Origin of the sequence: Streptococcus cristatus (assembly GCF_019685515.1) — a bacterium.
GTDB lineage: Bacteria > Bacillota > Bacilli > Lactobacillales > Streptococcaceae > Streptococcus.
The window spans coordinates 86,581-112,850 of sequence record NZ_JABFFN010000001.1 but is presented as its reverse complement, the minus strand read 5'-3'; the positions used below and the strand labels follow the sequence as shown (position 1 = coordinate 112,850).

The 26,270-nt window shown below is 42.3% G+C and carries 19 protein-coding genes; 1 reads left to right on the top strand and 18 read right to left on the bottom strand.

The genetic code is table 11. The features are described from left to right. Positions 1-4: 4 nt before the first annotated feature. The 7 genes from FOA33_RS00505 to FOA33_RS00475 all read right to left on the bottom strand — a co-directional run bounded on the left by FOA33_RS00505 (position 5) and on the right by FOA33_RS00475 (position 11,210). A complete protein-coding gene (locus tag FOA33_RS00505) occupies positions 5-934 on the bottom strand; it encodes an ABC transporter permease (protein WP_000714584.1) in 930 nt (309 codons plus the stop codon). Between the two features lie 303 nt (positions 935-1,237). After that, the gene (locus FOA33_RS00500; RefSeq protein ID WP_221160301.1) at positions 1,238-2,947 is read right to left on the bottom strand and encodes an ATP-binding protein; all 1,710 of its coding nucleotides are present in this window, start codon (positions 2,945-2,947) and stop codon (positions 1,238-1,240) included. Positions 2,948-2,957: 10 nt separating this feature from the next. Beyond that, positions 2,958-4,031, bottom strand: a complete 1,074-nt coding sequence (locus tag FOA33_RS00495) for an SIR2 family protein (RefSeq protein ID WP_311043412.1) — start codon at positions 4,029-4,031, stop codon at positions 2,958-2,960. A gap of 168 nt (positions 4,032-4,199) precedes the next feature. Further along, a complete protein-coding gene (locus FOA33_RS00490; protein WP_221160300.1) occupies positions 4,200-6,080 on the bottom strand; it encodes a beta-N-acetylhexosaminidase in 1,881 nt (626 codons plus the stop codon). Next, positions 6,074-6,943, bottom strand: coding sequence for an ROK family protein (locus FOA33_RS00485; protein ID WP_221160299.1), 870 nt, complete (start codon positions 6,941-6,943; stop codon positions 6,074-6,076). Before FOA33_RS00485 ends, FOA33_RS00490 begins: the two co-directional genes overlap by 7 nt. Positions 6,944-7,042: 99 nt before the next feature. Further along, entirely contained in the window at positions 7,043-9,688 is a 2,646-nt protein-coding gene (locus FOA33_RS00480; protein ID WP_221160298.1) for an alpha-mannosidase, read from the bottom strand. Between the two features lie 241 nt (positions 9,689-9,929). Next, entirely contained in the window at positions 9,930-11,210 is a 1,281-nt protein-coding gene (locus FOA33_RS00475) for a glycoside hydrolase family 125 protein (protein ID WP_221160297.1), read from the bottom strand. A gap of 170 nt (positions 11,211-11,380) precedes the next feature. On the opposite strand from FOA33_RS00475, the gene FOA33_RS00470 reads away from it, so the two are divergent. Next, positions 11,381-13,468 (top strand): GH92 family glycosyl hydrolase, encoded by a 2,088-nt coding sequence (locus tag FOA33_RS00470; RefSeq protein ID WP_221160296.1) that lies wholly within the window; start codon positions 11,381-11,383, stop codon positions 13,466-13,468. A gap of 36 nt (positions 13,469-13,504) precedes the next feature. On the opposite strand, the gene FOA33_RS00465 is transcribed toward FOA33_RS00470, so the two are convergent. The 11 genes from FOA33_RS00465 to FOA33_RS00415 all read right to left on the bottom strand — a co-directional run bounded on the left by FOA33_RS00465 (position 13,505) and on the right by FOA33_RS00415 (position 25,984). Continuing rightward, the gene (locus FOA33_RS00465; protein ID WP_221161275.1) at positions 13,505-15,184 is read right to left on the bottom strand and encodes an alpha-L-fucosidase; all 1,680 of its coding nucleotides are present in this window, start codon (positions 15,182-15,184) and stop codon (positions 13,505-13,507) included. A 529-nt stretch (positions 15,185-15,713) separates the two neighbouring features. Continuing rightward, positions 15,714-17,219, bottom strand: a complete 1,506-nt coding sequence (gene adcA / locus FOA33_RS00460) for a zinc ABC transporter substrate-binding lipoprotein AdcA (protein ID WP_221160295.1) — start codon at positions 17,217-17,219, stop codon at positions 15,714-15,716. Between the two features lie 9 nt (positions 17,220-17,228). Then, the gene (locus tag FOA33_RS00455; protein WP_139659041.1) at positions 17,229-18,035 is read right to left on the bottom strand and encodes a metal ABC transporter permease; all 807 of its coding nucleotides are present in this window, start codon (positions 18,033-18,035) and stop codon (positions 17,229-17,231) included. Beyond that, on the bottom strand, positions 18,028-18,732 hold the full coding sequence (locus FOA33_RS00450; protein WP_221160294.1) for a metal ABC transporter ATP-binding protein: 705 nt from the start codon (positions 18,730-18,732) through the stop codon (positions 18,028-18,030). Before FOA33_RS00450 ends, FOA33_RS00455 begins: the two co-directional genes overlap by 8 nt. After that, complete coding sequence (gene adcR, locus FOA33_RS00445; RefSeq protein WP_221160293.1) at positions 18,732-19,172, bottom strand: zinc-dependent transcriptional regulator AdcR; 441 nt, start codon at positions 19,170-19,172, stop codon at positions 18,732-18,734. Before adcR ends, FOA33_RS00450 begins: the two co-directional genes overlap by 1 nt. Positions 19,173-19,321: 149 nt before the next feature. Continuing rightward, positions 19,322-21,385, bottom strand: a complete 2,064-nt coding sequence (nt5e, locus tag FOA33_RS00440) for a cell surface ecto-5'-nucleotidase Nt5e (RefSeq protein WP_221160292.1) — start codon at positions 21,383-21,385, stop codon at positions 19,322-19,324. Positions 21,386-21,526: 141 nt separating this feature from the next. Beyond that, positions 21,527-22,795 carry a D-alanyl-lipoteichoic acid biosynthesis protein DltD gene (gene dltD / locus FOA33_RS00435; RefSeq protein ID WP_221160291.1) on the bottom strand — a complete coding sequence of 423 codons (1,269 nt, stop codon included), beginning with the start codon at positions 22,793-22,795 and terminating at the stop codon, positions 21,527-21,529. Next, a complete protein-coding gene (gene dltC, locus FOA33_RS00430) occupies positions 22,788-23,027 on the bottom strand; it encodes a D-alanine--poly(phosphoribitol) ligase subunit DltC (protein WP_000351973.1) in 240 nt (79 codons plus the stop codon). The genes dltD and dltC overlap by 8 nt, the downstream gene beginning before the upstream one ends. Positions 23,028-23,040: 13 nt before the next feature. Beyond that, positions 23,041-24,285 (bottom strand): D-alanyl-lipoteichoic acid biosynthesis protein DltB, encoded by a 1,245-nt coding sequence (gene dltB, locus FOA33_RS00425; RefSeq protein ID WP_221160290.1) that lies wholly within the window; start codon positions 24,283-24,285, stop codon positions 23,041-23,043. Further along, entirely contained in the window at positions 24,282-25,832 is a 1,551-nt protein-coding gene (gene dltA / locus FOA33_RS00420; protein ID WP_221160289.1) for a D-alanine--poly(phosphoribitol) ligase subunit DltA, read from the bottom strand. Before dltA ends, dltB begins: the two co-directional genes overlap by 4 nt. 20 nt (positions 25,833-25,852) lie before the next feature. Next, on the bottom strand, positions 25,853-25,984 hold the full coding sequence (locus FOA33_RS00415; protein ID WP_007518064.1) for a teichoic acid D-Ala incorporation-associated protein DltX: 132 nt from the start codon (positions 25,982-25,984) through the stop codon (positions 25,853-25,855). Positions 25,985-26,270 lie beyond the last annotated feature (286 nt).

The following is a 26,270-nucleotide window of genomic DNA, read 5'->3' as shown; positions in this document are numbered from 1 at the left end:
CTTTCTAGAACAAAGCTGAGTTTGGATCGACTCGTCTTGCAAGCAAGTTTGATAGGATAACCAGAATCAAACCGACAACGGATTGGTAAAGACCGGCTGCTGAAGCCATACCGATATCTGCTGTCTGAGTCAAACCATTAAAGACATACACGTCCAAAACGTTGGTTACATTGTAAAGCTGACCAGCATTGTGTGGGATTTGATAGAAGAGACCAAAGTCTGCACGGAAGATATTTCCGACTGCAAGGATAGTCAAAACTGTCACAAGTGGAGTCAACTGAGGAATGGTTACGTTGCGAATACGTTGCCACTTGCTCGCCCCGTCCACTGTTGCTGCTTCGTAGTAGGTTGGGTCAATTCCCATGATTGTCGCATAGTACATGACACTGCTATATCCAAATCCTTTCCAAATACCTAGGAAAAGGAGAAGGTATGGCCAAATGCCTAAGTCAGCGTAGAAGTTGACTTCCTTCATGCCAATGGATGTTAGGAAATGGTTGAAAACCCCTTTGTCAATGTTTAGGAAGGCATCTGTAAAGAAACTGATGATAACCCATGACAGGAAGTAAGGGAACAACATAGACGTTTGGAAAATCTTAACCATTCTCTTAGAGCGGAGCTCGCTGAGGATGATGGCAATCCCTACTGATACAATCAAACCGATAAAGATAAAGCCGAGATTGTAGAGAACGGTATTTCGAGTGATGATAAAGGCATCTTTTGAACTAAACAAGAATCTGAAATTATCTAACCCGACCCATTTACTATTCACAATACTATCTATGAAACCATTACTGGTCATATGGTAGTCTTTAAAGGCGACCACATTCCCAAATACTGGAATGTAAAAGAATAGAATCAACCAGAGTGCCCCTGGTAAAACCATCAAGAGAAAAATCCAGTTATCTCTCAAGGTCTTTGAAAACTTTTTCATAATTTCCTCCCTTTTTATTCCTAAAAACTGATTTCATCGAATTTTTAGGTTTGATAACGATTACATTATTAGTATACTCCTATTTGAAGGTCAGGTTAAACTACTAATTATAGAAAAAACTCCACAAATTATTTTATGTGGAGAAGTTTTTTATAAGAAATAGGTTTCACGAGAAACGCTTTGCTCATAATTCCGAGATTAAGGTTTAAATGAAGGATAATGTTGATAAATCAACATCTTTTTTATATTCTCTTTGAAAAAATAATATATTTTGTCCCTTTGGCTACCAAAAAGATGCCAAAATTATCTTGATTGTTGTATCAAATTATTAATGGCAGAATCGATATCAAAAACAGTATTTTTCTTGTCATACCATCTATCCCAAAAATCAATAGTCGAGCTCTTAGGTTCTTCCTTCGGTTTATCTAAAACGATTTTTGTGGGTAGCTTAATCGAATCACCAATAACAATACATTCACCAACATCTAAATTAGGTAATACATCTACTAAGCCAACTAAAGAATCTGTTAGCATAGTAGAGACTGCTGACTTATCCCTATCATTTGTGATTTTCAAACTAATGATATTACTACATTGTGAAATTATTGTTGAGTTCAATTCAGCTGGTCTCTGAGAAACTATAACTAAAGAAACACCATACTTTCTTCCTTCTTTAGCTATTTTCTCAAAAATTTCAAGTGATTTATTTTCGACAGCTTTCATTTTTGAAGTATCCCTTGGCATATAAAGATGAGCCTCATCGCAAATAAACGCTAAAGGGTGTCTTGTTTCATTAGTCTGAGGAGTCATCCAAAATTGAACATCATACACTAGCCTCGTAACAATCCCAATTACAATGGAAAGTATATCAGACGGAACTTCGGATAGGTCAATAACTTTTATTTTTTCAGTATCACCCATAATTTCTGATATAAAATAGTTCAGATAATCTGACTTACTTGTGGACTTTTCATTAAAAATAAAACTATATTTTTTATCATCTATTTTTGTCTGTAATCTTGTAATAAGATTTGTCAGTTTTCCATAGAATTGCCCTTGTTTAGTTTTGCTTTGTCCCTTTTTGTCTCCTGATTTATACACTTCCCCAGTTTCGTCTTCCTTAATATTTTCGCTTTCAAGAAATTCTTTTAGCCCGACTGCAGAAAATGGAATTGGTGTATCTGCAGTAATAAGTTCAGGAGACAAAGACTTTTTATTAGTCGCAATGTATTCTTTCTTTTTTTCTAGAATATATTTAATAACAATGGCTCTCTGATTTGATGAAGTGCCTTCAGCAGATTCAATGAAAAGCGAATGGATTTCTTCATAATTGAAAAACCAAAGAGGGATATGTAATCCATTATTGCTGTTGATTTTTATTTGTTTTGCATAAGAGAGTTCATTGTATTCGCCATGTAAATCAAAAACTATTATATTTGAATATGCTAGTTCATTCGTCTTTTCTAAAATATTCGCAACTGCAAAAGATTTTCCACTACCAGTACTTCCAACTATAGAAGCATGACGTTGGAAAAACTTGTTTCCATCTAATATAGCTTTAACAGTTGTATTACTAGCATATTTTCCAATGACTAAACCTTCATTATCAATATCACTATCCAATGAATTCATTATTATGGAAAGAACATCACTATCAGCTAAATATACAGGGCTATTTATTTCAGGATAAGTATTTACAGCCCGTCTGAATATATTCTCTTTTTCAGGAGACAGTTTTACATAAAAAGTACCGACCAATGTCACATTACAAAAATTATATGAATAATCGATACTCTCATCATTTTCTTCGTCAAAATCTATCCTTTTCTTACTAACTTTCGTGACCATGCCAATTAATTTCTCGTTATCATTATTACCAGATAAAATAAGTAAATCATTAATTTTTAAATGATTGAGGATTCCTTCTTCCTCAACACTTACCGTTATTTTTTTTGTATCTACAATTTGAACAGTACCAATTGTAGTCGTTAAACAATCTTGAATCTTAGCCATATATAATTCCTTATCCTATAAAAATTTTTGAAAACTCATTTATATCCCACAAATCTCTATCTATCTTATATAGTTTTTGGTTATAAACCATATACGAATCCTGTCCAGGTTTTTCCTGATTAATATGTTTGTAAAACAATGTCCAATTACGATTGTTCAGAGCTTTGTCGACAATCTCTTTTTTTATGCTCATTGTTAACACTATAACATCCTTTGTAGTATTTTCAAAAACGGTATCAAAATGTTGGTCATTAAAACCGTAACCATAGATAAAAATTGAAAATTTGTTTTTATTGTCTGTGATTAGTTCATTAAAAATCTCTCGATGGATTCTAAAAAGTTCATGTGTTAATCCCCTCTGATACTTCATACTCCCAGGAGTAATGATTTCAATGTTTTTACTCTCTTTTTTTAAATAGCTATAATCATTAGTTTGGATAACATTACTTCCTTGTTTAATCCAATTTATAGAACCATGTGGTTTAAATAACCGAACTATGGTTTCATCTTTAGAAAAATAGCTTTGAGGGTTTTTCAACCTATCTTGGTTAAAATTCTGATACAGAGAACCATAGAAACCTAAAGTAGATTCTAATTTTAGTTTGTCTACTATCAACTCAATAATTAAATCATAATTAGGTGTCATTATATCAATAACTTTGTCATTTACACTTACTGTTCTTGATAAAAAACCTATTAAATTTTCAAACCCTGAATGATTAGATAAAATATTCTTTCTTGCTTTATAGTCTGAATCTAAGATAAATTCAGCTGTAATTTCACGAATACTCTCTACAAATCCTTCTTCTTCTGGTCTAATATTAAGTAATGCATACTCCAAACCTTTATCACTAACCAATCCCTCATATTGTTTCCAAGTTTGTAAATATGAACTGTATTCATCACTATTAAATCTTTCCTCCAATTCATGCGCCAATCCGGACATTCCAGAAACACCTAACCCCATTGATAAACCAGTTCCTACAATAAACTTTGGAAAATTTGTCTTTGATAAATATCTATATACTATATCAGAAAAAATTGGTTCGAATTCTTCATCTTTTACATTCAATACATCTTCCACTTCTTAATCCTCCAACAATCCAGACAGAATTCTAAGCATTTCTTTCTTTTCCCATCTGTTAAATCATATTACCTCAATAAATTGAGCTTCGATCTCCTAATCTACTCTCAAGTCTTCTAAACAAGTATTTTAGTTAGTTTATAGACTAGTAGTAGGGTACTCTTATTTTTAAGTCGTATAAATCGTCGAAGCTGTCGCAATGGTGTGCCACTGATTAGCTGTTGTGGCTGCGAAATCCTTGTCTGCGTAGAAATCAGTAAATGATAGGATTTCAACTTCTAATTCTTCGATGCGATCAATCTGCTCAGACAGATAGGCTTCGATACGGCTTTCTGCGCGTTTGATACGTTGCAAGAGTCCGCCCATACGGATATCAACCGTATCCAAACCAAAGACCTTGTTTTCTTTCAACCATTGGTGACTAAAGAGGGCATGGAAGTTTTCAATCTCGCTTCTAAGTTTTGGCAATTCTTGTCTTGCGATTTCTTTCAGGCTTTCTTTGTCGTTTACTTGGTAGGCCTGACGGATGCGTCGTCCTACATCGACTTTGCTACTTAAAATCTGGTTCAACTGGGCCTGAGTTTCAAAGAGATAAGCATAGTTTCCAGCTTTTTCTTTGATTTCAGCAAGCGTTTCAGCGGCCTGAGCGAAGTGCGGTTTGTCCTGTTCAGGTGTCATGTGTCGGTCAAGGATCGGACAGAGAACATCCTGATAAAAGACATAGCGGTTAGGATTGATACCGCTGAGATTGCCTGGCAGATCTGGCAAGAGGTTGGCTAGGTCAATCTGCATAAAGTCCTCAACCGATAGACCTGTATTGGTCTGGAAATGAGTAGACAAACGGTCTAAGTCATTGCGGTAGCTGAGTTCTGCCCAGATTTGCAAGCTTGGTAGGATAGAGAACTGGGCTGTTTCCCCACCGTTATCCCCCCAACCCGTCACGATGACTTCTTTGATGTCATTGCCACGACAGGCTTTATTGGCCTCGATAGCGATGAGACGGCTGAAATGGTTGTTGGGTGTGAAACCGATCCACTTCCAAGCTCCCCCTGCAAAGGCAAGGTCATGGCTAATCTTGTGATGGTTGCGGAAATTACGGTTGTATTTTTCCTCGCTATCCTGATAATAATCCCAGTAAACCAAGGTCACACGGTCTTTGAGACGGTCTAGGTAGACACGAGTTTCCTCTGGAATCTCCACGTCACGGTCGTACTGACCATCAGCTGACATGAGCTTAAAGAACATATCACTCCACATCTGGCAGTGGAAACCATACTTGTCTGCAATATCCAGCACGCGCTCCAAGTGTTGGCACATGAGGAGACTACGGTCCACAACACCGTTCAGAATCAGGTAGCGTCCCAAACCAACCAAGTGGGCTTCATCCATCCCGATATTGACCTTGCGAGTCTTCAGTTTAGACAACGTGGCAAACATGCCATCAATCAGGTTATAGACCTTTTCTTCGCCGATAAGGAGAATATCCTCTACATCACGGAGCTCCTGCACTTCTTTGACACCCCATTTGACAAAGGCTGACAAGTGGGCCAAGGTCTGGATGCAGGGCACAAAGGTCATGTCAAACTGCTGGGCATAGGCTTCGATTTCCTGTAACTCCTCAGCCGAATAAGCTCCACGGAAGTAACCAAAATAAGGTTGCCCCTCAATCTGGTAGGTGTCTTCCATATAAAGCTCAAATGTTGAGTAGCCCATGAGAGCCAAGACCTCAATCATCTGCTTGGCAGAAGCCACATTCAGCACTGCATTTCGCGAACAGTCTGCCATGTAGGCCAACTCTTCGTAAGCAGCTTGTTCTTCAATCTCTACCTTATCACCTTCTCCTAGAGCTGTTGACAACAAGGACAAGGCGCGGTAAAGTTGGTGAGGTTTGCGATAGGTTAGTTGATAGTGTCCACCTTGACCTATAATCGAGATAGACGTTTGGTCAGACTGAGCGACTGCTACTTCCACATCTGGCAGAAAAATGTGATTTTTTAATGCTTCAATAGCTTGCGCTTGTTTGGGACTAAGTCCTGTAAATCTTACCATTGGTTTTCCTCCTGTAGCCAGTTGACAAGGGCACCATAGAGATTGGCATCTGCATGATAGGTGCAAGCTTGGATAACTGGTGCGACCGTGTATTCTTCGTAGGTTTCGACGAAGTCATCGACAGCTTTTTTGACGCCTTGGATAAAATCTGGATTTTGACTGATAGAGCCTCCCAGACTAATGACATCTGGGTCGATGAGATACTGAATATTGAGCAAGCCTTGCGCCAGATTACGGTTCATGCGCAAAATAGCTTCTTGACAAAGAGCATTGCCAGCTGCGGCCTCTTGGTAAATCTTGCGTCCGTCCCAGTCAGTCTGACCAGATTTTTCAATCACGTATCGAACCATGTTCCCTGTAGATGCTAGTAGCGACCAGTTGTTGAGTTTTTCAGCAGGTGCAATGGTTGTCATATAGCCAAACTCTCCCCCCAAGCCATGACGACCTCGGTGAAGCTTGCCATTGATAATCATGGCCCCACCAATCCCTGTCCCAATAACGACACAGGCTGCATTTTCAATCTCTGGGTGAGCCAGCAGTTCACTAAGTCCAACACAGTTGGCATCATTTTCTAGATGGACAGGTAGTTGATGATGAGAAAGAGCCTCATACCAAGAAAAGCCATGGATGTAAGGTACGGCACTGATTCCCTCAATCACACCTGTTTCTTGATTGACCGCGCCTGGAACACTCATAGCAATGCCCTTATAATCTTGCTCTGACAAGCGTTGGTCTAGCCAAGCTAGTAAATGCTCCAAACTTTCTGGCGTCGGAGTACTTGTCTTATCTAGTATTTTTCCATCAGGAGTCAGACTGGCAAACTTAATCCCAGTCCCTCCAATATCAATGGTTGCAATGGTCATTGTTCTTTACCGTAAAAAGGGGCGAATCAGCAGTTAGTCCTTACTCTTTCGCCCCTCCTTTCTATCTCATAGTATTAGTTATCAAACACTTTAAAACTGTTAGATTTCTTCTTTTTTGATCAATTCTGTGCGAATCTCTTGTGGCGCTAAGAGTCCTGAATGAACTGGATATGGTCGCTCAAGTAAGTCCAAAATGGTTTGTTGATGTTCAGATATGCGCACATTTTCTTGGCTCATATTGTAGTAACGGAGAACATATCCTTCTTCATTTTCCGCCACTTTAAAGGCTGTTGGGCAAACTTGTGGCAAGCTGAGCGCCGCATGACTCAAGAGGCTTCCAGTCGCTGCCACACTTCCTTCTTGTTTAGCAACTTGAAGACTAGTGAATGGTGTTTGGAAGGCTTTGGCACGACGGAAAGCGGAGAAGCGCTCCCCTGCTTGGTGGCATTCAAGAGCAAACTCGACTTCAAACTCACGCAAGCACTGAGCCTCTGGTGTTGGGAAGTAACCCCAGTCACCTAGCTCACCTGAGGCACGAAGGATGGTCACTGCAATGGTATCGTCTCCAAGGATTTCATACTCGTGCAATCCTTTATTGGCCACCGTCACCCCCTTTTCATCATCATAAAGGCTGACAAAGGCTTGTTGGTGTTGTGGATTTTCAGGATTTTCCCATGAAGCTGCTGGTTTGTTTGGTCGTGTCACCACCTCATAAATGCTTTCAGAATCATTGCTTGGACGCGTATTATGAGTCTTAACCAAGAGACGGATACGGTGGTCCTTGGCTGTGTTAGTAAAACGAGTCTTGAAGCGGATTTGAGGATTGTCAACAAAGACAGTCATCTCTGTTTCAAGAAGAATGCTTGTCCATTCATCTGAGCGTCCAGCTTCACGCGTCATAAACTCGATGATACCTCTTTGTTCCGCATCCAGTTTTTCGTCTGCACTTACTGGAATTGTCAATTCATGCTTGAGCAAGATCTTGGCAAAACGAGCTGTATTTTCCAAGACCTCATAGCCTTTTAGCTCGGCGTAGATAGGCTCTGTTCCTTTTGGTTGGAAATAGATGTACTCATTTCCGATATCACCACGGTCTTCAAAGCGAACAACATCCTCATACGCTTCATGAGTTGTCTTGTCGTAGACTGTGATATTCTCATCCACACTGACAGTTACAAATGGCGTATCAATTACTCCATTTTGGTAAATACCGTCACGGTGTTCTTGTTCTCCTTCAAGCAATTGGAAGGTTGTCCAAGAAAGTGGTGCCAGATGAACCGGCACTGTCACACGCACTTGTCGAGCGATACGAGCCTGACGGAACTTGTCTTTTGGCAAATCATACTCAAAATTAGCTCCTAAATCTTCGATTTTCGCTTCTACAGCATGCCCTTCTAAGTCTTCGACACGGTAGTTTGGCAAGGTCAAGGCTGCCATCTTCTTATAGCCTTCTGTTGGGTGCAATTCCTTGAAATCACAAATCGCCACATCAATCACTGTGCTTACCGTATCAACCTTGTCATGCAAGCCTGTGTTGATGACGGTAAAGAGATGGTCGCTTTGGGCTTCGTGGGTTGCGATTTTACCCTTCCACTCGTTGAGAAGATTGGTCTTAACAAAGTTTCCAACTTGGTTGACCTTGGCAAAACGCGTTTCCATCTCACGGTGAACCTCGTCCACACTACAGCCACAGATACTGTCATGTGGCGCATTTTGTAGAAGGACTTTCCAAGCATAGGTCAACTGGTCCTTATGGTTGTGACCACCAGTGATGACAGTCAATGGCTCCACTACTTGTTCTAGGAGGTTGCTATTTTCTTGGAAGGCTTGTTTGAGGTAAATACGTGATGAAGAAGTGTTGGCAAGTGTGTACCAGCCATCTGTTTCTTGACTGGTCAACTCACCCGTAACGGTAGATAGTTGCTCTGGCAAAGCACTTTCTACTGCATGGACATAGTCATCAAAGGAACTATGTACAAAGGTTACATCTGGGAAGAGTTCATTGGCCACACGAATGGCTTCACTCAGATTTCGCTGTACAGGCTGGTGATCACATCCGTTCATCATCAACCATTGGTTGGTCGAAGCATAGTCACGCACGTCTGACAATTTTTGTTTCCAAAAGGCCAAGGCTTCGTCCTTATCAACTGGGATTTCATTCCCATTACTATACCAGTTGGCAAAGAGGATACCGAGGACACGACTTCCGTCCGCACCCTGCCAGTACATTTCTGAAAACTGGGAAGTAAACTGCTCATCTTCGAGAACTTGGTTGTCAAATCCAATCGGCTTGACACCACGCCCAAAGGCCGCCACGTGAATGCCTGATTTTTGAAGGATTTGAGGAGCTTGTCCCATATTTCCAAAGGTATCTGGGAAGTAACCAATCTGAGTGGATTTGCCCCATTTTGCACATTCTGCTTGACCAATCAAGGTATTGCGAACATTGGCTTCACTGGAAATCAAGTAATCATCCTGCAAGATGTAAAAGGGACCAATTTTGAGCTTGCCTTGGTCGATGTAACCTTGGACTTTATCACGATTTTCAGGACGAATTTCCAAGTAGTCATCAAGGACAATGGTTTGTCCATCCAAGTGGAAGCTCTTGAACTCAGAATCATTTTCAAAAAGATCAAAAAGATTGTCAAATAATTCCACCAACTGCATACGGTGGCTTTCAAAAGGTAAGTACCACTCACGGTCCCAGTGACTATGTGAGATAATATGAACTACAACATTTTCCATGAAGTAAAACCTCATTCTAACTTAAATTTTAACGTTTTAAATGTGAAGGTGTGATTCTGACAAGAATCGGTGAAACTAAAGTGAGCTCCTTATACTCAATGAAAATCAAAGAGCAAGCTAGGAAGCTAGCCGCAGGCTGCTCAAAGCACTGCTTTGAGGTTGTAGATAGAACTGACGAAGTCAGTAACCATATCTACGGCAAGGCGAAGCTGACGTAGTTTGAAGAGATTTTCGAAGAGTATTAGCGGATATCCAAGTAATCCAAGACCAACTCACAGAACATCATATTGGCCCACGAGAACCATTCACGAGAGTAGAGAGTCGGATCGTCTACGTGGAAGCTTTCGTGCATAACACCTGTCCCACCATCGCAGGCAACCAACTGATTTAGCAAATGTTTCTTCTCTGCCTTATCTCTTGTTGTCAAGCCTTGAATAGAAAGGGCAATCGGCCAGATATAGCGATAGAAGGTATGAGAACTTCCGAGGCCGCTAGCATATTCTCCCTGGTAGAAGTATGGATTTTCAAGGCTCAGAATGGTACGGCGTGTGGCTTGATACACTTCATCATTGACATCACAGTAACCAAGATATGGAGCAGCCAGTAGACTCGGTACATTTGGATCATCCATGATGCTGGCATTTCCTAGACCATCCACTTCAAAGGCGTAAATCTTTTCACCCTTGCTATTGGTGGTGTAGGCATAGTTTTCGATCCCTTCTTGGATCTCTGCTTGGAGGCGTTTAGCGTCTTCCACGATGTTTTGGCTATCAGCTAGGTCTAGTTCTGCAAAGATTTCTTGCACATAACCCAAGACAACTACAGCAAACATATTGGACGGAATCAAATAGCTATACTGACAGCAGTCATCACTTGGACGGAAGGCTGACCAAGTCATACCTGTCACCGCAAAGTCAGGTCCAAAGCCATCATTTACCAGAGTATCTTCCTTGCGGTCTGTATCACGGACAAAACGATAAGGTGAATTCTTGTGGTCTTGTTCCACTGTCCAGAGATGAAGGATTTCCTTGGTCGCTGCGACAAAAGTCTCATCAAACTGACTGGTCTCGCCAGTCTCTTTCCAAAGGAGATAAGCCAACTGCAAAGGATAGCAAAGCGAGTCCACCTCGTACTTACGCTCCCAAATCCAGCCGTTAAGGTTTGTGTGGTCAGTCTCATGGTGCCCCTTCCAGTTCTCCTCAATATTAAAGGAATTGGCATAAGGATCCTTGAGAATCAAGGTCATCTGACGCTTAACCAAACCTGCAATGGTCTGACGCAAGAGAGGATCTTTTTTTGCCACATGCAGGTAGGGTCTAAGTTGTGCTGTCGAATCCCGAAGCCACATGGCAGGAATATCCCCAGTTAAGACAAAAGTTGAGCCATCTTCTAAGATTTCAACTGTATTGTCCAAGGTGTCTGTATAGCAACGCTCGAAGACATCTACCCACTCCGGATGGTCCTTAGCCCGCTCTGCTACTTCGTCCAGCCATTCTCTAACAATTTCTTTCGAATAAATCATCGTGCAATTTCCTCTTTCAAACAAGTTTCATGTTCAGTATATAGTTTTTGAGACAGAAAATACATACACAAATGATAGTCATTTTTCTACAAAATTGCTTACTTTCGAACCCCATATCTAAAGGTCTCATTTTTCTGATATAATGTAGAAAAACAGCTAAAGGAAATACTATGAAACCACTACTTGAAACCATCGATACCCGATTTGGGACTGCTAGCAAGCATGCCTTTTCTCGAGGAAATACCCTGCCTTACACGGGCGTTCCTTTTGGGATGAATTATTTTGTGCCCCAGACCAGCGATCAGGAGGGAGCTTGGTTTTTCGATCCGCATCTGCCCACCTTTCAAGGGATTCGATTAACCCACCAGCCCAGTCCTTGGATTGGCGACTACTCTTGGCTCCTTCTGACACCTGTCACAGGCCAGCTTGGGGGTGACAGCCTCTTTCACCGTCAATCCTCCTATGATATGGATAAGGCCTCTTTCCAACCTCATTATCTGAAGATTTTCTCCCTGCGCTTTCAGATTGAAAGCCAACTGACACCGACTTGCTATGGCGCTTCTATTCGTCTAGAGCAAAAGCAAGGCAAAGTCCTCTCCCTCTATCTTCACGCAGCAGATGAACTGACAGTAGAACAAATAGGTAAGCGAACTCTTGCACTAAGACAAGAAGGCAAAACTGAGACCAATAAAAATCCTCTGATACTGTTTACTGCCCTACAAATAAATACGGATATTCTTGCTGTCAGCCAAGAAAGCGGAGACTGGCGAATTGACCTGACAGATAGTCATGCTGAAATCCAGCTAGCAACTTCTTTCATCTCTCCATCTCAAGCTCTGCTTAATCTACCTCAAAAGGACTTTGACAGCTGTAAAGCAAGTGCCCAAGCGGAATGGGAAAACCTTCTCCACCGTTTTGACGTTATCGAGACAGGAGAGGCTGACCGAACCTTCTTTGACCACTGCCTTTACAGACTCTTCCTCTTCCCGCAGACTTTTTATGAGGTTGATGAATCAGGGCAAGCCATCCACATGGATCTGGCTACTGGTACTGTCAAGCCCGGTGTCCTCTTTAGCAACAATGGCTTCTGGGATACCTTCCGCACCACCTTCCCCCTCTTTGCCCTTGTCATACCGGAACACTATCGTCTCTTTTTAGAAGGCTTTCTCAATAGCTACCACGATACTGGATTCCTTCCAAAATGGCTAGCTCCAGACGAACGGGGTATGATGCCTGGTACCCTTTTAGATGGCATTATCGCAGACAGCGCCTGCAAGGACATGGCCCCCGACCTAGAAAAAGAACTCCTTCAAGCCATGCTGGAGACAGCCACTAAGTCCGACCCTCTCGGCATCAATGGCCGCCACGGACTAGCCCAATACCAAGAACTGGGCTACCTCTCTACCGACCACCACGAAAGCATCAGCCATACCCTAGACTATACCTATAGTGATTTTTGTATCTCCAGCTGTGCCGAAAAACTAGGTCAGAATGACATCGCGAAAACTTATAGAACTTCGTCACAAAATTACCACCATCTATTTGACACTGCGACGGGCTACATGCGTGCGCGAGATAGCCAAGGCAACTTCCGCCCCGACTTCTCTCCTTATAGTTGGGGACGCGACTACGCCGAATGCTCTGCCATTCAAGCGACCTTAGGCGTCCTCCACGACATCCCAGGCTTAATCCAGCTTATGGGCGGAAAAGAAGCCTTCAGCCGCTACCTTCTGAAAGCCTGTCAGGGTGCTCCTCTCTTTGAAACGACTGGCTATGGTTATGAGATTCACGAGATGAGCGAGATGGCTACAGCTCCTTTTGGGCAAATGGCTATTTCCAACCAACCTAGTTTCCACATCCCTTATCTCTTCCGCTACAGTGACTACCCTGACTACACTGCTCTACTCATCAAATCGATAAGTCAGAAAGCCTTTCACCCAAGCTGGCAAGCCTATCCTGGCGATGAGGATAATGGCAGTCTCTCTGCTTGGTACATCTGGTCAGCTCTTGGATTCTACCCGACCTGTCCGGGCAAACCAAGTTACGATCTCGGAATCCCTCTCTTTGACCATCTCCGTATCTACCTAGCTAAGGAAAATAAATGGCTGGATATCCATGCCGAGCAAAACCACAGCCATTTCAACTTTGTCAAAGAATGCCGATTGGACAAGACCATAGTATCTAGCATTCAACACCAAGACCTCTTGAAAGCTGAGCAACTGACCTTCACCCTCAGCTGGCTACCAAATCACTCCTAACCAAAAGAACCTTTGCATCGCGCAAAGGTTCTTCTTTTATGAAACTTGGACCTGAAGTTGGTCAACAAGCTGCCCATCTACCGTCAAATTCAGATAAAAGTCCAAGGTTTTATCTCCTGCAAAATACAAGGTTGGTAGCGTTAGCTTTTTTTCAGTCTCGCCAACTTGAAACGCAAGGACTTGAATCTCGTCCCGATAAACGACACCATGCACACCCGTCCCTGGTTGAATCGAAATCTTAGCTTCCAAAGGACTGCTAGATTCTCTTCGCTTCACTGTAAAGTGGACATTTTCTCCCTTGGTCACAGCCAGACTTTTTTCTGAGAACTCTAGTTGCTGAACAGTTTCTTTTTTCGACAAGGTAGGTGTTTTATAGAGTGAAATCTTGGTTAACAAAGGCAAAGCCTGTGCCTCTGTAATGGTCACGCGTATCTTCTGAACCTCAACGACTGATCCTCGTAAGAGACGTTTGTAGCCAACAGTATAACCAGACCCAAACTCCTGCCAGACACCATCCAACTCTACCTGAACATGAAAAGCAGCGATGCGTTGCCCCAGCTTCAAATCTTCTCTTAACTCAATCACATCAAAAGTTTTAGGTGATCCTAAATCGAGCTCTAATTGGATTGGCAACTCTGCATCACTTGCCCATGAACTGGTCTCTAGCCCATCTGTCAGATGATGACAGGCATAGTCTGGTGATAGAGCAGGGCCAGATACCTTGGCTCCCAGAGCTAAATCTTCCCTATAGAGTGTGTCACGGTAGGCAGCAAATTCATACAGTCGCCGGATATCCTTTTCGTCAAAGACTCCATCTTGGTTTGGCGGAATATTGAGTAAGAGAGGTGTACCCCGACCCACCGAGTGAAAGTAGATTTCGACCAATTCCTCGAGAGACTTGGGGTCCTGATCCTCATGGTAAAACCAGCCCGGCCGAAGAGAAACATCTACCTCACCGATTGAAAACAGCGTCCCAGAGGGGTCTCCGTGCTGCAGGTAATCTAATTCCGCCTCAGTCCCCAACTGATTTGGTTTGACTTTTTGCCACAAGGGGTCCCCTGCATAGCCTCGTTCATTTCCAATCCAGCGGATACTGATCCCTTCAGTTGAGAAAATCAAACAATCGCCCTGCAAGTCACGAATGGTTTCAAACCAAGTCTCAAACTCATAGTTGACCTTCTGGGCCCCTTCGCCTCGAGCACCATCCATCCATACCTCAGCGAACTTCCCAGCATTGCCATAGGCAGGATTTGACAAGATTTCCTTCAATTGCGCCAGATAGTAGGCATTGTAGTCCGCTTCTCGGTCCACGTGATAGAGGGGACTGTGAGCATCCCAAGGAGACAAATACACTCCCATGTCCATGTCAAACTCAGTCGCAGCTTTGGAAACCTCAAAGAGCAAGTCCCCCTTTCCACCCCTCCAAGGGCTAGCCTTGACCGAATAGTCTGTATAAGCTGTCGGGTAGAGGACAAAACCATCATGGTGCTTGATCACCAAAATCAGTTTTTTAAAACCTGTTTCTTTGAGTACCCGAACCCATTCACGCGCATCTAACTTGGTCGGGTTAAAACACTTGGGATCCTCTTGCCCACTTCCCCATTCTTGGTCATAAAAGGTATTGGGGCCAAAATGGATAAAGGCAGCTAGTTCATCCTCTAAATAAGCTAGCTGGGCCTGACTTGGTAATGGTCCATGTGGTTTTATTATTGTCATCATCTCATATCTCTTTCTCTTGTTCACAAAGTTATCCACAACTTGTGGATAAGAAAACATACCTAAAAACTAGTCTTTTCAGACTCCAGCTCTTAGACTTGGAAGCTTTCACCCTAAACAGACCTTTATCAAATAGCTTTGTACCAGGGTTTCTGCCAGCTCTCTAGCAAGTCACTAATATACGGAACTATTATCAGGATACTTCAACACCCTGAGTTGTATATCATTTCCCCCTAGACTTATCCACAGACTGTGAATAAACTATTGTTCCAGACCACTCTCTCTTTGACTATAACAAAAAGCGATAGCAGCGTCAATATGACTAAGATGCCTTCCTAAATCCCTTGAAAAGATTCTATAATTTGTACAATCGTAGCTTTTGCATTCGTCAGCTAGTGAGAAGCAGCCAGTAGAAAATGAACTTTATCAAATTGCGTACAGCACAGCTGTAGTACTATACCGCCCGCAACCTACTCAGATAATCGTTTCTAGCAAAAAATCCCGCAGATTTGCGGGATCTTCTCTTGTATCAATGTACCAACATTTCTTGGGCGATTTCTTGACCAGATAGGTTATCTGGGTAGTAGGTTGGCCAGTTATCCATTTCTTCAAAGAGGGCTTCTTGGCTGGTGCCTCCAAAGAAGATATGGAAATGTTCTGCCTTAACTGGAGCGATATTGTGATCACTAAACTGAACGTACTTGAACTGTCCAGCGTCCGCATCTGTCGCTTCAAAGAGGAAGCGCACACCACGATTGCCTTTCTTATAAGTCAAAATTTTCTTGCCGACATACTTATACGTAAATTTCTTACTTTGTCCACCTTGAACAAACTCCATGGTATTGTCCGTGATGTTGATCTTAGTCACATCTGTCTGATAGCCTTTTGTATAGTAGGCCTTGTACTCATCCTTGGTCATCTTGCCAGTCAACTTAGCCTTGTAGTCAAAGACTTGATCAAAAGTTCCATCCTCAAGGAAAGGATAGACAGACTGCCAGTTACCAGTATAGTCACTTAAGGTGCGGTCTTTGACATCTGCATCCTCAAAGTAACCATTGTGAACTGTCTTGGTGTTTTCTTCCTTTTCTGGCTCGATTTCCGGTCCTTCTTGATCTGTTGTCTGCTTCAAAGCCTTGAGGTTTTTCTCCATGATAGAGATATAGTCCTCACCAGCCTTGGTTGCTTCTTCTGTCAGGCTTTCTAGCGGATTGAGCACATCTAGTTTGACGCCCGTTTCTTTTGAGAGGGTATTGGCGAGGGCTTGTGAGGCATTTTCTTCAAAGTAGATATAAGAAATCTTGTTTTTCTTGATATACTCTGTCAATTCTGCCAAACGTGCTGCCGATGGTTCTGCATCTGGTGAGAGACCTGAGATGGATACTTGCTTGAGACCGTAGTCCAAGGCAAGGTAGTTAAAGGCAGCGTGCTGGGTCACAAAGCTCTTTTGTTTGGCTTGAGACAAGCCATCTGTGTATGCCTTATCCAAGGCTTGCAATTTTTCGATATAGGCAGCAGCATTCTTCTCAAAAGTCTCTTTTTTATCAGGATAATCTGCTGACAAGCTGTCACGGATATGCTCTACCAGTTTGATAGCACGTGCTGGTGAAAGCCAAACGTGGGGATCGTAGTCGTGATGGTGACCCTCACCGCCATGATCATGCCCTTCCTCTTCTTCCTCACCACCTGGCAAGAGGAGCATATCACCTGTCGCCTTGATGGTTTTCACTTTTTTCTTATCCAAGGATTCTAGCAATTTTGGAACCCAAGTTTCCATATTTTCATTTTCATAGACAAAGGTATCTGCATCTTGGATTTTAGCAACTGCCTTTGCAGACGGTTCGTATTCGTGAGGTTCTGTACCAGCACCGATTAGAAGTTCTACATTAGCGGTATCTCCTGCGACTTGTTTGGTAAATTCGTAGACAGGGTAAAAGGTTGTCACGATATTTAGCTTCCCATCTGCCTGCTTTTGATTGGAACAAGCCACTAAAAACAAGGCACATAGACTAGCTAGTAGTAAGCTAATTTTTTTCATTTCATTCTCCTATTTGATAAAACGTTTCAGTAGACTGACTAACAAAAAGACAGCTACAAAGATAATGGTGATACTAGCGCTGGCAGGTGTTTCCGCATAGTAGGAAATATAGAGACCTGCCACCATTCCCAAAAAACCAATAGCACTGGCAAGCAGCATAACCGATTTAAAGTTTTTCCCCAAACGAAGGGCAATGCTAGCCGGCAAGACCATAATAGTCGACACCAAAAGGGCTCCTGCCGCTGGTATCATAAGGGCAATCGCCACCCCTGTCACCATGTTAAAGAGGATGGACATAGTACGAACTGGCAAGCCATCCACAAAGGCCGTGTCCTCATCAAAAGTCAGGATATACATTGGACGCAAGAATAAGAAAGTCAAGAGTAAAACGACCGCCGCAATGGCAAAGAGGAAAATCACCTGCTCCTGGCTAATGGTCACAATCGAACCAAAGAGATATTGGTCCAAACTCATGGAACTCGAACTTTTCCCCTTACTCATCACAATAAGGGAGACTGCAAGCCCTGTTGACATGAGGATGGCAGTTCCTATTTCCATAAAGTTCTTATAGACTGTCCGGAGATACTCCAGAAAGACCGCAGCTATCAAGACAATGACAATAGTCGAAATCGTTGGAGAAATCCCCAAAACCAGACCAAAGGCAACCCCTGACAAGGAAACGTGACTAAGAGTATCACTCATCAAACTCTGACGACGTAAGATAAGGAAGGTCCCGAGGACTGGTGAAAAGAGACTCATGGCAATGACAGCCAAGAAGGCCCGCTGCATGAAGTCATAAGATAACAAACTAAGCATGGTCCACCTCCTGGTCACTCTCGTGAACGTTAAAACAACGCCACGGAGAGTCTTGATTGCGCACCAGGTGGATATTGCGATCCGCATAGTCCCTGACCTCCTCAGGGTCATGGGTAATCATCAAAACAGCCTTGCCATGATGATGGGCACTATGGTGCATGAGTTCGTAAAATTCATTTTTGCTCCCCGCATCCATCCCTGTCGTCGGCTCATCCAGGACAAAGATATCTGGGTCAGAAGCAAACATCCGTGCAATCACCGCTCGTTGCTTTTGCCCACCAGAGAGGGAGCCAATTCGTTTGTCACGATGTTCCCACATACCAACTGAGTCTAGACTGGCCTTGATATGCTCCTCATCGTGGGCATTCAAACGACGGAACCAGCCCTTTCGCGGATAGCGACCCGACTTGACAAATTCATAAACTGTGCTTGGAAATCCTGCATTAAAACTAGCAATTTGCTGCGGGAGATAAGCTATCCTAAGCTTTTTCCCATGAGTGTTTGTCTTTGAGATGGTTACCTTGCCAAATCTCGGCTGCAAGATGCCCAGACTCGCCTTGATAAGCGTCGTCTTGGCAGCCCCATTTTCACCAGTCAGGGTGACAAACTCCCCACTATCAACACTATAGTTAATATGCTCGAGGACAGGTTCCTTGTCATAATAGAAAGACAAGTCCTCTACTGTAATATACCGCATTATTTGATTTCTCCTACTAAAGCAGTTAAAAACCGCTGGATAACTTCTTGTTCATTTGGAGTAAACTGACTTGCCACTTGTTCATAGGCTAAGAGCGTGTGTTCATGATGATGGTGGTGTTCCTCTGCCACTGGTCGAGCCAGCTCTGTCAGTTGATAAAAAATCACACGCGCATCCTTTGGATCTCTCGATGTCTCTAACATGCCCTCTTTGACCAAAGACTTGATAGCCTTGGTCACTGCCGCCTGACTGACATTAAGGCGACGGGCCAGCTCCGAGTTAGTTAGGAATTCTTCCGACAAGAGCATGAGGATGTGTTCCTGAGTATTGGTCAAGGCTACGTCACTCGTGCAATGCCCGATCAGAATTTCATGCTGGTTCTCAGATCTCAAGATCACCTCGTTTAAAAAGGTATCGATTTCCTGTGCAAGCTGTCTCATGTGTTACTCCTTCCCTAGCTATCTTTTCCGTAAAAAAACTTAGATAGCCACCGATTCTTTACTGGTTAATTATATCATAAACCAAAAAAGAGTCAAGGGAAAAAGGCGTAAAAACGTTTCCCTAGACTCTTTTAGATATGAAATTTAACCTATTTTAGCTTTGGTTTTCGGCTCGATAAGATACCTGCCAAACCAGCTACCATTCCCATCAAGAGCAAGAAGATGGACTGTTCACTTCCTGTATTTGGGAGAGCTTTTTCTGAGACAACTGCCTTCTTGCTAAATTGACCTGCCACCTCATAAGTCAATGGCACATTCGTAGTCGCATCGCTAGCAGTTGCATTCGTTTGAGATGTTTCTACCGGCAGACTAAAAGTTGTAGAGTCCACAGAAATCGTCCGTGAATTCGGATTAATCTTTTCATACTGGGTCAAATCAGCAGTTTTCAAATATTCTTCAAAAGCTGCATCCATAGATGGGCCTTCTTCACGCGCGCCACCCAACATAGTGTAGCCATCACCACCCGCAGCTAAGAAGTCATTAGTTGCAAGATAGTAGGTTTTTGCGAGGTCTAGGAGATCATAACGACCAGTTGTGCGGTTTTTGACCTGGATGGCCAAGACACGTTTACCTGATGGTAGATTGGTATCATAGTAGACCTTCACACCTGAAACTTGCAAGAAGCCACCACTTGGTTCTAGCAATGGTTGTCCGTTCTCATCCAAGACCTTCTTGCCATCCTTATCGACCTGCAAGATAGATCCGAGTGATTTTTCAAACATATCCAAGACTTGTTGCCCCGTCACTTGGATTTGTGAAATGGTATTTCCAAACGGAAGAACGGCAATGACATTTCCTTTAGTGATTGGTTTGCCTTTTGCAATGGTTTCACGCAAGCCACCACCATTTGTCACAGCGATGTCTGTCGGATGGCTAAATCCTGTTTGACCATACTGATAGAGCGAGTCTGCCACGACGTTTCCGAGATTGGTTTCACGGACCCGAACATTTTCACGATCACCGTTGAGTTCTACAGGACTGTTTGAAACAATCTCAACCGCATTTTCAGCATCGTATTTTTGTTTAATGTCTTTGACTAGTTTTTCAACTTTTGGATTGGCAGTCAATTTCTTAGCATCAGCAGCTGCAATCAACGTAGGATTGCCCAAAAGCTGACGTGATTTGTAGATAACCTTCCCAACATTATGAAGGTAGCTTCCTGTTTGGTTATAGGTAACATTGTCGCCATAAGTTGTGGAAGCTACCGTATGAGAATGCCCATCAATAACTGTCACACGTTTGCCTTTGAGACGAGGATTTTTAGATAGAGCTTCTGCCAAGGTTGAACCACGCCACTCGATTGGAGTTGTGGTATCTACACCGAGGTGAGCGAGCACAACATAGTGTTTGTAGTCCTTACCTTCTGTACGAGCCTTGGCTTGAACTTCTTCGATGACCTTATTGACTTCAGAGATTGGATCTGTAAAAGTTACCCCTTTAATGTTTTTAGGGTGGGTTTTTGTAGCGGTTTCAGGTGTTGTCACACCGATTACAACAAATTCATCACCTTCCACAGTCTTATCTTTATCAACAATTGTAGAAGCTTCAAAAAGACGAGCTCCATTGACATAAGTATTTGAGCTAAGTAATGGGAATTTCAAGATTTCCTTGTATTTCTTAGCTTCGTCCAAACCAAAGTCAAACTCATGGTTTCCTACTGCCATGGCATCATACTGCATCTGATTGAGAATTTCAGCACGCGCTTCACCCTTCGTAGAGTTGGAAATCGGTAAACCTTGGAAAGCATCTCCCGCATCAACAACCAGAGTATTTTGATTTGATTTTGCACGCTCCTGCTCAATGACAGTCGCTAACTTGGCATCTCCAATTACTCCCTTTTCCTCTACGATACGACCATGAACATCATTAGTATGTAAGATAACGGTGTCCTTTTCTTCGCTTTTAGTAGATTCAACAGGAACTGCCGGATCTTCTGCAGATGCAACGGTTGCTGGAGTCTCTACCTCATTTGTTGGAGTTGCTGGCGCTGCAGGGTTCAACACAGAAGTAGGAGTCTCCGACGTGGCAGGAGTCGCTACAACAGCTGAACTTTCTGCAGGAGTTGTTGCTTCTTCAGCATAGACTTGTCCAGCTAAGAAGGCTGGAGCTAACAGGGCTGTCGACAAGACAGGTAACAAAGAACGTTTGTTCATTTTAAAATCCTTTTCTTTTCGTTTTTCCTTTATATTATACGATATTTCTAGAAAATTTGAAACCTTTGACTTATTTTCATCTAAAACATTCGCTATTTAAACAAAAAAGCTTGGGTTCAAATCCCAAACTTTTAGCTCATTTTATTGGAAATCTTTGATCTTCCCATCATAGGTCGCCCAGTCCTTGCTAAAGAAGCGGTCATTCATCTTGTAGTCTGGAGCTGGTTTCGGATCCGTCAAGAAAGGATTGACAACCTTATCAAAAGCCAGCCAACCCAACCATCCTAGATGAATGGTATCCTTAACAAAATATGGATCCCCTCCATTTTTTGAAAAATCAGCAATATTGGTAAAACCCTGACTTTCTAATTGGTAACGAATTTTCTCCACTGCATGTTGATACATCTCTTCGCTGAGCCCTGTGTACTCCATCCATTTCTTATTGACCGGTTGAATGACAAAGAGCACATTGACCTTTGATTTAGCAAATTGATTGAGGACCAGCTGCAAATCATTGTACTCAGAGGACTTGAGGAAGTTGTAATTTTTTTGATACCCTTCCCATTTTTTTAAATCCTTTTTAACCTCTCTCGTATAGAAATGATTTTCCATCCCCATATCGTTATTGGTCGTATTTGCTTCTGCGTCCTTACGAACAATTTTTTCTAACTCATCATAAGAAAATTGATCCGGAAGATCTTTTAAATAGTTCTCCACGTGTTCCTTGTACTTGAGTTTTCCTCGAATGGAGAATTGTCCAAAGAGAGCGGATTGCTTTTCATTGAATCGCGCAAAAATATCAATAGCAACTTGATCAACCTCTGATAATTCTTCACCCTTTGACAGTTTTTGAACAATGCCTTTTAATGCAACATTAGGATTCTGCTTTAACAATCGAATAGCCGCATGCTTTGCAGCAATATCACCAGACTGATTTTCCAGAAAAGCTGTCAACTGGTCACTGTTAAAAAATCTCTGAAACGCTGCGGGTTCATAATCTGTCTCCGTAAACCACTGAGGCGAAATCACAAATACCGCCTGCTTATTCTCTATTTCTGGCAAAATTTGCTGTAGACCAAAATATTGATTTAGAGAAGCTGCTCCTGCTTGACCTAAAAAGTAAGGACGATAGGGACGATGGTATTTCTCTGCTAAAACAGCTGGATGGACACTATCAAATCGAATCCATTCACTGGACCCTAGAAAAGGAATAAAACGCATATTTGGATCCGTAAGAGCCCTCACTTTTTGACTTCTCTCCTTAAAGCTCTCTGTACTAATAGAAGCCGCGGAGTATTTCTCCTCCGTCAGATTATGGCTTGTTGTACTTGGATAAAAAAAGATGAGTAGAAGAACCAAAAATCCAGCAATGAAGATAGGCCCAAAGATCAGCCACAAGCGTTTAAGCATTCTGCAACTCCGTAATACCTTCTACGATTTTATTAGCCGTATTCCAGTCATCACGACCGAACTCCGTCACTGGAACACGAATGTCAAAACGATTTTCAATCTCAACAATCAATTCAACCGTCCCCATGCTATCCAAGACACCGGCATCAAAAAGATCTTCATCCATCATGTCAGAAACATCTTCCATAAACAACTCATCAATAATTTCAATAACTTCTGATTTGATATCCATTTTTTATATCCTTTTATTTTTTAAACCATAAATCATTCAAAAATCCAGAAAAGATTAAGAATGAAACCATCACGACATGGAAGGTGACAACCATGCCAAGCAACTGAATCCAGCGATTCTCAGGTAAGGAACCCTTTCCAGCTTTTTTCCGTTCTTTATTGAGCGCTTTTTTCTTACGAACCCATGCATCATTGATGACTAGCCCAATCCCATGGAAAAGTCCATAGGCGATGTAGTACCAGGTCACACCATGCCAAAATCCCATAATCAGCATATTGAGAATGTAGGCTACACTTGAAGTGACATTGCGATTTTTAAAGACCTTCTTTCTGGTCAACACCATGACCATCCGCATAAAGACAAAGTCACGGAACCAGAAAGACAGACTCATGTGCCAACGATTCCAAAACTCCTTTAAATCCCTTGACAAAAAAGGCTTGTTAAAGTTGATGGGACTATGAATCCCCATCAAATTGGAGATGGCTAAGGCAAACATAGAGTAGCCCGCAAAGTCAAAGAACAAGTCTAGACCAAAAGTATACATCACCGCCAGAGCATAATGATTAAAGAAACCGCCTGTCTGCAAGGCCAAATTTTTCAGCGGAGGCAGTAATATCTCTCCCAAAACATGGGCCAAGATAAACTTGTAAAGGAAGCCAAGCATGATATACTTGACAGCCCCTTCTAGCATGTTCATTAACTCATCCCGTTCAGGAATGGTCTCATAATTTTCATTGAAGCGTTTAAAACGATCAATGGGACCACTCGAGAAAGTCGGCATAAAGAGAAGAAAACGTAAGAATTGCCAAATCGTTAAATCCTTAATGACACCGTCTCTTAACTCAACGATAACCCCAACAGCACGAAAGGTTAGGTAAGAAATCCCTAAAAATCCAAACAAAGATTGAGGTCCATGAATAGCAGGAGATACTTTCACAAAGACGATAGGCAATAGAGATAAAAAGCTAACTAGGTAAAATATCCATTTACTATCCCGTTGTTTCCTATACCTTTTGTAAAAAGATACAAGAAGTACTTGCCAGATAACATAAAGGATAAGAGCGCTTATTTGATTCGTCTTTCCACCTACCAACATGGTGACGATAAAGAAGAGACTAACGAGCACCTCGTACAAGGCAAAACGTTTCTTGAAAAAAAGACCAATAAAGATAGGTAAAGTCGCAGCAATTACGTATAAAAAGTACTGAAGATCACCATAAGGTTCCAAATGAGGTAGCTGTTTATAAAGCTCCATCATCTACTGTTTACCTCGTTAATCAAGCCCTTGATATCAATTTTACCATTAGGCGTTAGCGGCAAACTATCTCGATAGAGAAACTTAGACGGCATCATATAAGACATCATGATATCTGCTAGGTCTTCTTTGATAGCCTTGGTAATATCGATATCACGTTCAAACTGTTCACGAACGCCGTCCTTTAGGATGACATAGGCCAGTAGATTTTGTACCTTGTGGTCCTTGTTATAACGTGGGACAGCAACAGCCGACTCGATATAGCGAGACTTGTTGAGGTTTTGAGAGACATCTTCAAGCTCAATGCGATAGCCATTAAACTTAATTTGGAAGTCCATGCGTCCGCCATAGAGAAGCAAGCCCTCCTCTGTCATGGTTCCTACATCCCCTGTGTGGTAGGCCGGAAGGCCTTCAAACTCAAAGAAGGCTTCCGCCGTTTTTTCAGGATTGTTCATATAGCCTTTTGAAACAGCTGGTCCAGAAACAATGATTTCTCCCTGTTCACCATTTGGCAGTTTCTTACCTTCCTCATCAATGACAAAGGTTGGAGAATCAGCCTTGGTATAGCCGATTGGAAGGCGTTTAAGAGTCGTCAACATCTCTTCTGTTACAGCAACAGCTGATAGGGCTACTGTCGCTTCTGTTGGACCGTAAGCATTGATAATACGGGCATTTGGGAATCGTTCGCGCAGTTTTTGAGCTGTTTTAACCGTTAATTCTTCACCATCAAAGTAGAAATGCGTGATCCCTGGCATTTTCTCGCTATTGAAGTCTTCTGACAACATGGCCATATCTGCAAAGGAAGGCGTTGATGTCCAGATAGCGATTGGCAATGAAAAAATCGTCGCAAAGAGTTTTTTGAAGTCCTGAGTAATGGCAGATGGAAGAGCGAAAAGTGTACCACCCAGTGCCAAGGTCGGTGCCCAGTACATGACAGATAGGTCAAAAGAATAAGGGGGCTGAGCCAGCATTTGTGGACGACTTGGCGTCGCAAACTCCTTATCTGTAATCATCCAGTTGGTAAAGCTGAGGAGATTGTCATGGGAAATCTGCACTCCCTTTGGCTTACCAGTCGTCCCAGAAGTAAAGATGATGTAGTAATTATCATCTCCCTTGACTGGATGGGTCATCTCGTAGCTAGAAGCTTGAGCAAAAGCTTCTTGAACCTGAGCTAGATTCATCATTGGCGTAAAGACTTGCTCCAATGGAAAATCTGAAATAGCAATAATCAAGCTTGGCTCTGCAACTTCTACGATAGCAGAAACTCGTTCCAAGGCCGAATGGCTATCAATTGGAATGTAGGCATGGCCCGACTTAGTCAGCGCTACAAAGGTAGCCAACATCTCATATTCCTGACCACCAAAAACGACGACTGGAGATTTCTCAGGCAAGTCAAGTCGATCGATAGCTGCAGCTAAACTATCTGAATCAGCCTTCAGATTGCCATAAGTATGCTCTTGACCTAAAACATTATAGACAGGATATGTTGGCTGTGTTTGAGCAAAGTGCTCAATCGTTTCAATCATATCTTTTATCGGTTTATTAGACACTGTTCCTTTTCTCCTTTAAACTAGAACTCATTATAAATAAAGCCACCTTGTCCCTGCCCAAGGTAACTAAAAAAATAAAGCAAGCCAAGCAAGATTACAAAATATAGGGCCGTCCGGCCTAAAAATACATGTAGGTTTCGTTGTTTTTTCATAAGCTATCCATTAATATATCATTTCTATCAACTACAAATACGCACTATTAGTAACTTATCTTCCTAACATTTTACCACTTTATCAACCTTTTTTTCAACTGTTTACCATAACTTAAAAGTTCGTTTTAGGTTATTTTAAGATAAATTAAAATGTTAACAGTAAATGTGAACAAAAATTTCCATTTCTATAAATCTCCTATACCAGTCATCACAAATCAAACAGTTTAAAAATTGACAGCAAACACACGGCTCCCCCTTTGGGCATTTTTATGCTAAAATAGAAGGT